This is a genomic window from Amycolatopsis sp. H20-H5 (assembly GCF_035828755.1).
Taxonomy (GTDB): domain Bacteria; phylum Actinomycetota; class Actinomycetes; order Mycobacteriales; family Pseudonocardiaceae; genus Amycolatopsis.
The window spans coordinates 58278-70730 of record NZ_JAYMZS010000041.1; the positions used below are offsets into that span (position 1 = coordinate 58278).

Below are 12453 nucleotides of genomic sequence, written 5' to 3' on the forward strand. Positions count from 1 at the left end.
GGCGATCCGAACACGCGGCACTTCCGACGAACAGAGTGAGGGCATCGGCGATGACGGCTATCCGGGAGCAGGCGGCATGGGAGAGCAACGTGCTCGATCACGCGGACGAGCGGCTGCTCGGCCCGCGGGACCCCGCGTGGTGGTACACCGGCGCGCGCCCCGGTTCCGGGCGGCTCACCTCACTGCCGATGCCGAACCTCGCCACCTGTGGCCGTGACGAGGTCGTCGAATACTTCGAGAACAGCTGGACGCTGCAGGAGTCGCTGTTCTCCGGACTGCAGGGCGCGGAAGCCTTCTACCGCCCGCCGGAGCACGGGCTGCGCCACCCGATGATCTTCTACTACGGGCATCCCCCGGTGCTCTACGTCAACAAGCTGCGCGTGGCGGGCCTGCTCGCCAAACCGGTCGACGAGTACCTCGAAGAGGTGCTGGAGACCGGCGTCGACGAGATGTCCTGGGACGACATGTCGAAGAACGAGATGACCTGGCCGTCGGTGGCCGAGGTGCGCGACTACCGCGCCAGGGTCCACAAGCTGGTGCTCGAGGTGATCGAGTCGACGCCGTTCGCGCCCGACCTCGGCCGCCCGGTCACGATGGCCGACCAGGCCTGGGGCCTGTTCCTGTCCTTCGAGCACGACCGGATCCACCTGGAGACGAGCTCGGTCCTCATCCGCGAACTGCCGCTGCGCCTGGTCACCCCGCCCGCCTCCTGGCCGGAGCCCGCGCCGATGCGCCGCACGGCCGAGGGCGGCACCCCGCGTCCCGGCTCGTTCCCCGAGAACCGGCTCGTCGCCGTTCCCGGCGGCACGGCGAACCTGGGCAAGCCGGAGTCGTTCCCCTCGTTCGGCTGGGACAACGAGTACGGCTCGGCCACGCGCGAGGTCGACGGCTTCGATTCCGCGCGGTACCTGGTGAGCAACGGCGAGTACCACCGGTTCGTCACCGACGGCGGCTACCGCAGGCCCGAACTGTGGTCGGAGGAAGGCGAGCGCTGGCGTCGTTTCGGCAACACCAAGTGGCCGCGCTGGTGGGTGCCCGCCGGCCCGAGCGGGCTGCACGTGTTCCGGCTGCGCACCACCTTCGAGGTCATCGAGATGCCGTGGGACTGGCCGGCGGCCGTGAACTACCACGAGGCCAAGGCCTACTGCGCCTGGCTGTCCGAAAAGGACGGACGCCAGTACCGGCTGCCGACCGAGGCCGAGTTCAAGCTGCTGCGCGCGCTGCCGGAGAACCCGGGCGCCGCCGACGACCTCGTCCTGAACGGGAGCGGTGAGACCCTGCGCGGGCAGGGCGTGAACGTCAACCTGGCCTGGGGTTCCGAAGCGCCGGTCGACCATTCCCCCGCGACGGCGGCCGGGGTGCACGACACCACGGGCAACCTGTGGACCCTGTCGGAGGACGTCGTCGAGCCGCTGCCCGGGTTCAGCGTGCACCCGTACTACGAGGACTTCTCCGTCCCGTGTTTCGACGGCAAGCACCACCTGATCCTCGGCGGCAGCTTCGTCAGCACCGGCGACCAGGCCAGCATCTGGGCGCGGTACCACTTCCGCCAGCACTTCCTGCAGCAGACGGGAATCCGGCTCGTCGCCACGCCGGAAACCCCGTCGGCGGCTCTGTCTGCGGCTCTGTCGCGCACCAAGCAGGACAACGCTGACGCGTACGCCACCCGCACGATGCTCGACCGCTACCTGCTCAACCACTACGGCAGCGCCTACGAGACGTTCGGCCGCATCGACCACCCGCTCGCCGCGGCACACGGCTATCCCCAGCGGCTGGCGGCGTTCCTCGCCGGTGAAGCGGCGCGCGCGGGCCGTCCGCTGACGCGGGCCCTGGACATCGGCTGCGCTGTCGGCGGGGCCTCGTTCGCCCTCGCGAAGGACGGCGCGGACGTGGTCGGCGTCGACCTGAGCGCCCAGTTCGTCGAGACGGCCCGCGCCCTCGCCAGGGGGGAATCCGTTGCCTACGAACGGATCGAGCAGGGCGAGGTGTCGACACAGCTCTCGGCGAGCACGCCTTCCCCTGCCGGGACCGTCACGTTCGCCGTCGGCGACGCGGGCGCGCTGGACCCGGATCTGGGCGCCTTCGACGGCATCCTGCTGGGCAACCTGCTCGACCGGCTCGCCGAGCCCGAGGCCTGCCTGCGGCAGTTCACCGATTCGGACCGGTTCCTGTCCGCCGGTGGGCTGCTGCTCGTCGCGACGCCGTGGAGCTGGCAAGCCGCCTACACCGCGCCGGAGAAGTGGCTCGGCGGCCGCGTGGGCACGGTGCGGAGTGAAGACGGGCTGCGGCAGCTGCTCGGCAGCGCGTTCGACCTCGTCGCCGAGGCGAACGTCGCCGGGACGCTGCGGGACCACGCCCGGCATTTCGAGCTGTTCGACGCCGACGTCTCCGTATGGCGCAAGCGCTGATCCACGCAAGTCCGCATTCCGGGATAACTCCGGCACCGGCAGGCGTGCGATCTTGGAAAACGGGACCATTAACCGGGGCGAGGGACGGAAAATGAACCAGACCGACAGGCCGACAGCCGACCGCGCCGATTTCGACGCCGTGCCGGGCTCACTCGACGAATGCGGGCCCGACGCCGGCGTGCACGCCGACGATCTCACCGGCGTGGCCGATCCGGATTTCCTGGCGCTGGGGCTCGGCGGCACCAACATGATGGCGATGCTGTGGACCGTGGCGATGGGCCGCCGGGCGGTCGGCGTCGACGTGCGCAGCTGCCCTTCGCTCGGGGTGCACTGGAACATCCGTGAGGAGTTCTACCACCACCTCGGGCTGATCGACCAGCTGATCCAGGAACGCTACGGCGACGAGGGCGTCCCACGTCGCGGGGACGGGCGTCCGTTCCTGTTGTCGGAGAGCCTCTATCGCGAGGACTGGCCCGCCGGGCCGGTCGCGGCGGACGACGTCGTGTCCGGGTTCCTCGGGTCGATGAACGCCGAGGCGCGCATCGCGGGCACCATCCACCACACCGAGTTCATCGACGACCGCTGGAACGACGGCGCCCCCAGCCGGGTGCTGACCGTGCTCACCCCGGCGACCCCGCCGAGCGCGCCCGACCCGGAACGGCTGGGCGGCGCGATGGTGGACGTGCTCAACGGCCCGTCGATGTTCCAGGCCCGCGCCGCGGACGTCCAGATCCTGCTGCGACGCTACCTCGAAACGATTGAGGAGATGGACCTCGCGGCGGGCACGGCACCGCGGGTGCGGCTGTTCACCAGCCACCGCGTGCTCACCGACGGCGAAGGTTTCGTCGAAACGCCGGACGGGCGCACGGGTGTGCGCATCGAGACCATCCGGGAACTCGACTATCGCGGGAAGTTCCGCCGGGTCCGCGCCCCCGGCACCGAGGTGATCGACCTCGGGGTGCCCGAGGTGTTCATGATCGCGCAGGGCTTCGAAAGCGCGGACGCGGACCAGCTGGGCTTCCAGCAGCAGGACGTGCTGGTCGACCACCAGGACGGGCACGGACCCGTGGTGGCGCAGGCCGACTACCTGGCCGGGCTGCTCGACGTGCTCGTCGACGGCAGGCTCCGGCGGCGCATTTCGTCGGAGTTCGACCGGGAGGGCACCGAGTACTGGGTGCGCCAGATCGCGGTCGGCCACGAAGGGGATCCGGCGGTCGGCTGGGTGCTGGTGCAGGTACCCGACTTCAAGACGTTCGACCCGATCCAGGCCGGGCTGGTGGACAAGGACACCGATCGCGATTCGGCCGAGTACTTCGCGGGTTACCAGCATTTGATCCGCGAGTTCTACCTGGAGCAGGCGGCGCCGATCCTCGAACTGTCCAAAGAGGACCTCAAAGCGGTCCAGATGAACTACGGGCCGAAGCTGTTCAGCGTGATCGAGCGGGTCGGCGTCGACGCGCTGGTCACCCCGAACGGCGTGGTCGGCGGGGACTCGTTCGGCAACGGGCACTTCATGACCAGCGGCGGCGCGATCACCGGCATGGTCGGCCACGGCGCCAGGGTGCTGCGCTACTGGGAGGCCCGTGACGCCGGATCGACCGCCCCGCAAGCGATCCGGGGCCTCGCGGACGGCATCAAGGCCGACACCGACGGCTGGCTGCACGTGAGCGCGCAGGAGTTCAGCCAGGCCGCGCCGATCAACTTCGGGACCGAGCGCATCGAGCAGATCGCGCGGTCGAGCGGCAAGGACTCCGGGATGCGCGCCGCCGCCATCGACGCCACCCGCCGGGACCGGCACGCGCTGGTGCCGCTGGACCAGTCCGACTGGCGGCGTCCGGTCATGTACCCCGGGCGGCGCTACGCCTACCCGCTGCCCCCGCTGCAGCCGACCCACCCGGCCGAGCGGTCCGCACGGACCGCGGTGCACGCACAGGCCGGCTGATGACGGCGGTGTTCCCGCTGGAACCGAGCCGGGACCAGGTCGCGACCCTGATGGCCGCGGCCACGGAGTTCGCGACGGACTTCCTCGGGTCGTTGAACGACGCACCCCCGCGCGGTGGCGGCCCGGCAGCACCGGCCGCCCCGCCGGGGGAACACCCCGGCGACCTCGACCGTCTACTGAGGACTTTCGGAGCCGCTGCGGCCGCCGCCACGGACACGGCGGGCCCACGCTGTTTCGCCTACTTCCCCGGCGGGGGGCTGTTCTCGTCCGCGGTGGCGGAAATGCTGGCGCGCACGGTGAACCGGTACACCGGGGCCGGTTCGATGGCGGCCGAGCTGGTGGCGCTCGAACACAGCGTCGTCCGCTGGCTGTGCGACGAGTTCGGCCTGCCCACGACGGCCAGCGGTGTGCTCACCACGGGCGCGTCCACCGGCACGTTGTCGGCGCTGGTCGCCGCCCGGCACGAACTGCTGGGTGAGCGGGCGGGGACGTTGTACGTCACCGAGCACACCCATCACTGCGTGGCCAAAGCCGCGCGGATCGCCGGGTTCGCCGCTGACCGGGTGCGCGTGGTGCCGTCCGATTCCGCGCACCGGATGGATGTCCGTGCGGCCGAGGAGATGATCGCCGAGGATCGGGCCGCGGGGAGGCGGCCGTTCTTGCTGGTCGGGACGGCCGGGACGACCAGCACCGGGGCGATCGATCCACTGCCTGAGCTGGCCGCTGTCGCCGCTCGGGAGGGGTTGTGGTTTCACGTCGACGCCGCGTACGGCGGTGGGTTCCAGCTGACCGGCCGCGGGCGGGCGAAACTGGCCGGGGTGGAGCTGGCCGACTCCCTGACGCTCGATACGCACAAGTCCTTGTTCCAGCCGCAGACCACCGGGGTTCTGCTCGTGCGCGATCCTCGCGCGCTGCGCGCCGCCCATGTCGCCGATGCCGACTACCTGCAGGATTTGCATCTCGACGAGAGTTTGCCGAACTACGCGGATCTCGGCGCCGAGCTGAGCCGGGACTACCGAGGACTGCGCTTGTGGCTGCCGCTGCACTTGCACGGCGTGGGGGCTTTCCGGGACGCGCTTGACGAGAAGCTCGACCTCTCAGCGGTGATTCGCCGGGAATTGGCGGAGATGCGGGGCTTGGAAATCTGCGCGTCGGACCTGACCGTGCACGTCTTCCGGGTGGCAGGCGGCGACGCGGTGAACCGGCGGCTGCTTGAGCGGATCAACGAGAGCGGGCGAGTAGCCCTCACCAGCACAAAAGTGGACGGGCGGACAGCGCTGCGAATGTGCGTACTGAACCACCGGACCCACGCGGAACACGTCGACGAAGCACTCAAGCTCATCGCAGACTCGATTTGACTGTCCCTGAAGGCCACCATGAGGGCGTCTAAGTCCCTCATGGTGGCCTTCAGGGACACTGGTGTCAGGGGCAGGCGCGGAGCTCGGGTTTGGTCAAGCGGACCTCGGGCCAGCCTTTGAGCTGGGAGGGCGAGGTGTACTTCTTCGTGCAGCCGATCGGGGTGCCCGCCAGGTCGTAGACCTCGGCGAGGACCGGGGCCGCCTGGCACTTCGGGGAGCCGGACTGGGCGCCGGGGCATTCGTGGCGGACCACGATGACGTCCGCGGTGCCGTCGCCCGTCACGTCCGAGAGGGAGATGTTGCCCGCATCCGCCAGGTAGGGACGGCCCGAGCCGCGCCAGGTGCCGCCGCGGTTCACCACGACGTCGCCGACCGCGCCCCCGTCCAGGTCCCCGCGGATCAGGCAGGACGCCGACGCGCCGTCCACGCAGCGTAACGACTCCTTGCTCAGGGTCGCGCCCATGCCGGTGATCGTCAGATCGACCACCGCGCCCTGGCCGGTGCCGATCCGGAGCTGGGCGAATTTGCCGGTCGGGGCCGCCAGCAGGATCACCGGCACCCCGCCGACCGTCTGCGCCGCCAGCTGGTCGCACGGGCCCGGCCCGCAGCTCGGCTCGGCGGGCGCGGTCACCGGCGGCGACGCGGCCGCGGGGTCCGTGGCGGCCGGGGCGTCCGGCCGCGGGCGCAGCGCCATCACGGCGATCAACGCCCCCGCGACCACCACCACCGCGAGCAGCGCGGTGAGCAGCACCGATCGTGGTGTCCGCACTCGCAACGTCTGCATAGTCAAGAGCGTAAGCGAACTAGCTGAGCGTGCACGTCTATGTTGTTCCCGTGACGAATCCCGCACTGCCCCCAGCCCTGTACCTGCCCACCGGCCGGGCCACCCGCGAACGCGGCGGCGCCGACATCGAACTGCGCCACACCCCGGACGGCCGGACGGCGCTCGTCGCGTTCACCGCGCTGGATCGCCTGGTCAGCTGCTGCGGCGAGCACCAGCCGTGGGCGCTGGTGAACACCGAGCACCTCGGCAAGATCCACGCGGCCAAGCCGTACGACGTGATCGTGCTCGACTCGCCGCTGCCCGAGCCGCTACGTCACCGCAAAGAGCTCGTCTGAGCAGGCAATTCCGCTCATAGTGCAGCGATTCACGAACGCGCGCTGATATAACCGGACAGGTCCGGGGTGGTCCTCATCTCACCTGGAATCTCACCCGGACAGGCGTGGAACATACGTAAACTGCTGCCGTGCCGCACCGCTGCGGCCAGGCTGGAAGACACAGGAGGTACGCCGGTGCCCGAGCAGGTCAGCGCGAACACAGGCGGTCCGGTGACGAAGATCCTCGTCGCCAACCGGGGCGAGATCGCGGTCCGGGTCATCCGGGCGGCCAGGGACGCCGGGCTGACCAGTGTCGCCGTCTACGCCGACCCAGACCGTGACGCACCCCACGTCCGGCTCGCCGATGAGGCCTTCGCGCTCGGCGGTTCCACCGCCGCCGAGACGTACCTCGTGTTCGACAAGCTGCTCGACGCCGCGAAGCGGTCCGGCGCGGACTCGGTGCACCCCGGCTACGGCTTCCTGTCGGAGAACGCCGACTTCGCCCAGGCCGTGCAGGACGCCGGGCTCACCTGGATCGGCCCGAGCCCGCAGGCCATCCGCGACCTCGGCGACAAGGTCACCGCCCGGCACATCGCCCTGCGCGCGGGTGCGCCGCTGGTGCCCGGCACCAAGGACCCGGTGCAGCACGCCGACGAGATCATCGCCTTCGCCGACGAGCACGGCCTGCCGGTCGCCATCAAGGCCGCTTTCGGCGGCGGCGGGCGTGGCCTGAAGGTCGCGCGCACCCGCGAAGAGATCCCCGAGCTGTTCGAGTCCGCCACCCGCGAGGCCATCTCCGCGTTCGGCCGTGGTGAGTGCTTCGTCGAGCGCTACCTCGACAAACCCCGCCACGTCGAAGCGCAGGTGCTGGCCGACCACCACGGCAACGCCATCGTCGTCGGCACCCGTGACTGCTCGCTCCAGCGTCGCCACCAGAAGCTCGTCGAGGAGGCGCCCGCGCCTTACCTGACCGACGAGCAGCGCGCGACCATCCACGCCTCGGCGAAGGCCATCTGCAAGGAGGCCGGGTACTCCGGCGCGGGCACGGTCGAGTACCTCGTCGCCGTCGACGGCACCATCTCCTTCCTCGAGGTCAACACCCGGCTGCAGGTCGAGCACCCGGTGTCGGAGGAGACCACGGGCATCGACCTGGTCCGCGAGATGTTCCGCATCGCCCGCGGCGAGAAGCTGCGGTTCGACGCCGACCCGGTGCCACGCGGTCACTCGATCGAGTTCCGGATCAACGGCGAGGACGCCGGCCGCGGCTTCCTGCCCGCCCCCGGCACCGTGACGACGTTCGTCGCGCCGAGCGGGCCCGGCGTGCGGGTCGACTCCGGCGTCGAGTCCGGCAGCGTCATCGGCGGCCAGTTCGACTCGATGCTGGCCAAGCTGATCGTCACCGGTTCCGACCGCGAGAACGCACTGGAGCGCAGCCGCCGCGCGCTGGGCGAGATGGTCGCCGACGGGATGGCGACCGTGCTGCCGTTCCACCGCGTGATCGTCGACGACCCGGCCTTCATCGGCGACGAGAACGGCTTCAGCGTGCACACCCGCTGGATCGAGACCGAGTTCGACAACAAGATCGAGCCGTTCGTGGCCCCCGAAACGGGTGAAGCCGCCGAGGAGCAGCCGCGGCAGAACGTGGTCGTCGAGGTCGGCGGCCGACGGCTCGAGGTCTCCCTGCCGGGCGGGTTCGCGCTCGAAGGCGGCGGCGGGGGTGGCGGCACCGCCGTCAAGGCCAAGCCGCGCAAGCGGGCAGGCGGCACCAAGGCCACGGTCAGCGGCGACGCGGTGACGGCGCCGATGCAGGGCACCATCGTCAAGATCGCGGTCGAAGAAGGCCAGCAGGTCGAGGCGGGCGAGCTCGTGGTCGTCCTCGAGGCGATGAAGATGGAAAACCCGGTCACCGCACACAAAGCGGGCACCGTGACCGGGCTTTCGGTCGAGGTGGGCGCCGCGGTGACGCAGGGCACGCAGCTTCTCGAGCTCAAAGATTGATTACCTGACGGATGTCGTGGTCGGCCGGTGCCGAATCGGCCTACCATCGACTCCGTGAGTGACGTGCCTTCGCCGCAGCTGCGGATCAGTGACCAGGACCGCGAATCCGCACTGCGGGCTCTCGGTGAGCACGTGAGCGTCGGGCGCATCGACATCGACGAATACGGGGACCGTTCGGTCAGGATCACCTCGGCGAAGACCCGCGGCGAGCTGGCCGAGGTCTTCGAGGACCTGCCGAAGCCGCATCCGGTGTTCGACCGGCCCGCACCGGCGATGTCGCCTGTGCCCACCTCGTCGACGACCGCGGAACCCGCGGTGGCCACCGCGTACGGCAGTAGTTCAGTCCAGTGGTCGGACCGGCCGTTGCCGCAGCGGCTCGCGGCCGCGTTGGTGCCGTTCATGTGGGTGGTCGGGCTGGCGCTGTTCTTCACCGTCGGTGGCTGGTTGTGGTTCCTGCTGCCGGTCGCCGTGACCGCCATCGGCCGTGCGGTGTGGGGCCAGGACTGGCACGACGAGCAGCGAGACCATCGGGGCCACGGCAGGGACCTGCGGCAGGACCGGCGGGATCGCCGCCGGGAGCTGGGCGGTTGAGCACAGGCCGCACCCGTAGGATGACCGGGTGAGCGCCGACCGTCCGGACCTGCGACTGAGCGACGACGAGCGGCAGGACGCCTTGGACGTGCTCGAGGAGCACGTCCGCACGGGCAGGCTCGACATCGACGAGTACGGAACCCGCTCGGCGAAGGTGGCGGCGGCCCGCAAGGTCAGCGAGCTGGCGCCGCTGTTCTCCGACCTCCCCTCCCCCCGCCCGAGCGCACTGCTCGCGAGCGCGTCGGCGGCATCGATCGCCCCGCAGGTTTCGCGGGCGCCCGCCGGACGCTGGCTGACGGCGAGCGCGGTGCCGATCACGGCGGCCGTGGCCATCGTGCTGGTCCTGCTGACGCACCTCCCGTTCTACGTCTTCCTGATCCCGCTGGCCGTGGCACTGCTGGTCAGCAGGCGCCGCTGACCCATCCACCGATCGGCTGATGAGCGAGCCGGACGGTGGACCCCGCCGTGACCGGTGAGCTGCGACAATCCGAGCATGATGGGTGTCCGGCCGGGTGAGGTGAGCGCCCGCACCGAGCCGTATGGCGGCCCGATCCTCACCGCGGGCGGCCTTCTCGTGCTCGCGACCTGCACGATCTTCGCGGCCGCGGGCCCCCACGGCGAAAGCGGCGAGTGGCTGGGCACGCTCGCGATCGTGGGCGCCACCGCGCTCTGGCTGCTCCTGATGCTGCCCCTGTTCCCCCGCCGCCGTCGGCATCCGGTCCTCGTCTTGGTGTTCTACGCCGGATTCCTCGCCGGGTGCTGGCTGCTGACCAGCCGGAACGACAGCTTCACCACGCTCTCCTCGCTCGGCTACCCCTTCGGCTTCGTGCTGTTCAGCGCCCGCTGGAGCATCTTCGCGGTCACCGCGACGGCGATCACGCCGATGCTGGCCAAGGGCGGTTTCGGCCCGGACACGCACACACCGGCGTGGGTGCCGGTGCTCTCGATCGTCGGGCCGATGCTCTACGCGGCCTGGTTCGTCGGCGCGGAGAACGAGAAACGCCACAAGGCGAACACCGCGCTCACCGAGTCAAACGGAAAGCTGGAGAACGCGCTGCGGGAGAACGCGGGCCTGCAGGCCCAGCTGCTCACCCAGGCGCGGGAGGCCGGGGTGCTCGACGAACGGCAGCGGCTGGCTGGCGAGATCCACGACACCCTGGCGCAGGGCCTGGCCGGGATCGTCACCCAGCTGCAGGCCGCCGAACGGGCCGAACACGACCCGGTGCGGCACCGGCAGCACCTCGCGCACGTCCACTCGCTCGCGAAGGACAGTCTCAGCGAGGCTCGCCGTTCGGTGCAGGCGCTGCGCCCCGAGCCACTCGCCGAGTCGCGGCTGCCCGAGGCGGTGGCCGAGCTGGCGAGGCGGTTCACCGAGACGTCCGGCGTGCGGGTGCGGACGGAGACGGTCGGGGACGCGCGGCCGCTGCTGCCCGAACTGGAGGTCACCCTCTACCGGGTCGCCCAGGAGGCGCTGGCGAACGCGGGCAAGCACGCGCACGCGTCCGCGGTCGGGCTCACACTGTCCTATTCGGACGATGTGGTGATGCTCGACGTGCTCGACGACGGCGTGGGTTTCCGCACGGACGGCCCGCGCGAGGAACCGGCCGACGGCAGCGGGTTCGGCCTGCGCGCGATGGCGCAGCGGGTACAGCGGATCGCGGGCACACTGGAGATCGAGAGTGCGCCGGGCCGGGGCACCGCGATCAACGCGCAGGTGCCCGCGATCCCGGCGGAGAGCGGGAGCGAGTGACCGAGCCGATCAAGGTCCTGATCACCGACGACCACCCGATCGTGCGGGACGGGTTGCGCGGGGCGTTCCTCGGCGAGCCCGGCATCGAGGTCGTCGGCGAGGCGGGCGACGGCGCCGAGGCGCTGGCGATGGTCGCGCGGCACCGGCCGGACGTCGTCCTGATGGACCTCCGCATGCCGGTGCTGGACGGGGTCTCCGCGACCAGGAAACTGCGGGAGGACTTCCCCGGCGTCCGGGTGCTGGTGCTGACGACGTTCGACTCCGAGACCGACGTGCTGCCCGCGATCGAGGCGGGCGCGACCGGCTACCTGCTCAAGGACGCGCCCGCGTCGGAACTGCTGCGCGCGGTCCGCGTGGCGGCCAGGGGCGAGTCGGTGCTGTCGCCGAGCGTCGCGGGGCGGCTGATGGGCCAGGTGCGCAAACCCGCCAAGGGTGCGCTGACCCAACGCGAGCTCGAGGTGCTGCGGCTGGTCGCCGAGGGCGCGACGAACCGCGTCGCGGCGGGCAAGCTGTTCATCAGCGAGGCGAGCATCAAAACGCACCTCCTGCACATCTACGCCAAACTCGAGGTCCGCGACCGCGCCGCCGCCGTCGGCGAGGCCTACCGCCGCGGCGTCCTCTGACCCCCGCCTCCCGCACTCTGCAGGCAGGTCCCTGAAGGCCACCTTCACAGCGTATAACGCCGTGAAGGTGGCCTTCAGGGACTTGCGCGACGGCTGGCTAGGCTCGTGAGCGTGGAACCGGTGGAGATCAACGCGGGCTCGTACTACCTGCGCCAGTTGCGGGCCGACAAGCTCCTCGACGACCGGCCGGCGCTGATCGAGGCGTTCGCGGATCCGGTGCACCGCCGGTACGTGCTGAACTACCGGCTCCGCGACCTCGACGAGGCGACCGAGTACGTCCTGCTCCGGACAGCGCAGTGGGCGGGCGACGAGCGCAGCTCCTGGGCGATCGCCGAGCCGACGACCGGCGACCTGCTGGGCGAGGTCGGCCTGCGGGACCTCGATCTCGACGCCGGGTACGCCGAGGCCGCGGTGTGGGTCCGCGCGGCTTCGCGGCGCCAGGGCGTGGCCTCGACCGCGCTGGCCGCCGCGCTGCGCTTCGGCTTCGGCGGGCTCGGGCTGCGCGAGGTGAGCTACCGGTACGAGGAGACCAACACGGTCTCCGCCTCCGTCGCCCGGCGATGCGGGTTCACGCTGGCCGGGCCGGAACCCGAACTCGCGCCGACCGGGGAACGGCTGATCCGCTGGACCAAGACCGAGTAGACGGCGAAACGCTGAAGGTCGCCCTTGCTGCGTTGAGTGCACC

The 12453-nt window shown here is 70.9% G+C and carries 11 protein-coding genes; 10 read left to right on the top strand and 1 reads right to left on the bottom strand.

What is annotated here, in order from left to right:
* Positions 1-50 precede the first annotated feature (50 nt).
* From ovoA to QMK34_RS22880, 3 genes are all read left to right on the top strand, one after another.
* Positions 51-2408 carry a 5-histidylcysteine sulfoxide synthase gene (ovoA, locus tag QMK34_RS22870; protein ID WP_326416268.1) on the top strand — a complete coding sequence of 786 codons (2358 nt, stop codon included), beginning with the start codon at positions 51-53 and terminating at the stop codon, positions 2406-2408.
* A 91-nt stretch (positions 2409-2499) separates the two neighbouring features.
* On the top strand, positions 2500-4350 hold the full coding sequence (locus QMK34_RS22875; protein WP_326416269.1) for a hypothetical protein: 1851 nt from the start codon (positions 2500-2502) through the stop codon (positions 4348-4350).
* Entirely contained in the window at positions 4350-5708 is a 1359-nt protein-coding gene (locus tag QMK34_RS22880) for a pyridoxal phosphate-dependent decarboxylase family protein (RefSeq protein ID WP_326416270.1), read from the top strand. Before QMK34_RS22875 ends, QMK34_RS22880 begins: the two co-directional genes overlap by 1 nt.
* Positions 5709-5772: 64 nt before the next feature.
* Here the strand turns inward: QMK34_RS22880 and QMK34_RS22885 are convergent, their stop codons facing one another.
* A complete protein-coding gene (locus QMK34_RS22885; RefSeq protein ID WP_326416271.1) occupies positions 5773-6492 on the bottom strand; it encodes a hypothetical protein in 720 nt (239 codons plus the stop codon).
* 50 nt (positions 6493-6542) lie between these two features.
* On the opposite strand from QMK34_RS22885, the gene QMK34_RS22890 reads away from it, so the two are divergent.
* The 7 genes from QMK34_RS22890 to QMK34_RS22920 all read left to right on the top strand — a co-directional run bounded on the left by QMK34_RS22890 (position 6543) and on the right by QMK34_RS22920 (position 12410).
* Complete coding sequence (locus QMK34_RS22890; protein WP_326416272.1) at positions 6543-6827, top strand: SAV_915 family protein; 285 nt, start codon at positions 6543-6545, stop codon at positions 6825-6827.
* A 174-nt stretch (positions 6828-7001) separates the two neighbouring features.
* Positions 7002-8804, top strand: a complete 1803-nt coding sequence (locus tag QMK34_RS22895; RefSeq protein ID WP_326416273.1) for an acetyl/propionyl/methylcrotonyl-CoA carboxylase subunit alpha — start codon at positions 7002-7004, stop codon at positions 8802-8804.
* 54 nt (positions 8805-8858) lie between these two features.
* Positions 8859-9395 (top strand): DUF1707 SHOCT-like domain-containing protein, encoded by a 537-nt coding sequence (locus QMK34_RS22900; protein WP_326416274.1) that lies wholly within the window; start codon positions 8859-8861, stop codon positions 9393-9395.
* Positions 9396-9444: 49 nt separating this feature from the next.
* Positions 9445-9813 carry a DUF1707 SHOCT-like domain-containing protein gene (locus QMK34_RS22905; RefSeq protein ID WP_326416285.1) on the top strand — a complete coding sequence of 123 codons (369 nt, stop codon included), beginning with the start codon at positions 9445-9447 and terminating at the stop codon, positions 9811-9813.
* A 75-nt stretch (positions 9814-9888) separates the two neighbouring features.
* Positions 9889-11145, top strand: coding sequence for a sensor histidine kinase (locus QMK34_RS22910; RefSeq protein ID WP_326416275.1), 1257 nt, complete (start codon positions 9889-9891; stop codon positions 11143-11145).
* On the top strand, positions 11142-11768 hold the full coding sequence (locus QMK34_RS22915) for a response regulator transcription factor (protein ID WP_326416276.1): 627 nt from the start codon (positions 11142-11144) through the stop codon (positions 11766-11768). The genes QMK34_RS22910 and QMK34_RS22915 overlap by 4 nt, the downstream gene beginning before the upstream one ends.
* Positions 11769-11879: 111 nt before the next feature.
* Positions 11880-12410 carry a GNAT family N-acetyltransferase gene (locus tag QMK34_RS22920; RefSeq protein ID WP_326416277.1) on the top strand — a complete coding sequence of 177 codons (531 nt, stop codon included), beginning with the start codon at positions 11880-11882 and terminating at the stop codon, positions 12408-12410.
* The last annotated feature ends 43 nt before the right edge of the window (positions 12411-12453 follow it).

What these genes read in the sequence shown, in the direction of transcription:
- ovoA (WP_326416268.1), top strand. Translation starts at nt 51, where the DNA reads ATGACGGCTATCCGGGAGCAGGCGGCATGGGAGAGCAACGTGCTCGAT.
- QMK34_RS22875 (WP_326416269.1), top strand. Translation starts at nt 2,500, where the DNA reads ATGAACCAGACCGACAGGCCGACAGCCGACCGCGCCGATTTCGACGCC.
- QMK34_RS22880 (WP_326416270.1), top strand. Translation starts at nt 4,350, where the DNA reads ATGACGGCGGTGTTCCCGCTGGAACCGAGCCGGGACCAGGTCGCGACC.
- QMK34_RS22885 (WP_326416271.1), bottom strand. Translation starts at nt 6,492, where the DNA reads ATGCAGACGTTGCGAGTGCGGACACCACGATCGGTGCTGCTCACCGCG.
- QMK34_RS22910 (WP_326416275.1), top strand. Translation starts at nt 9,889, where the DNA reads ATGATGGGTGTCCGGCCGGGTGAGGTGAGCGCCCGCACCGAGCCGTAT.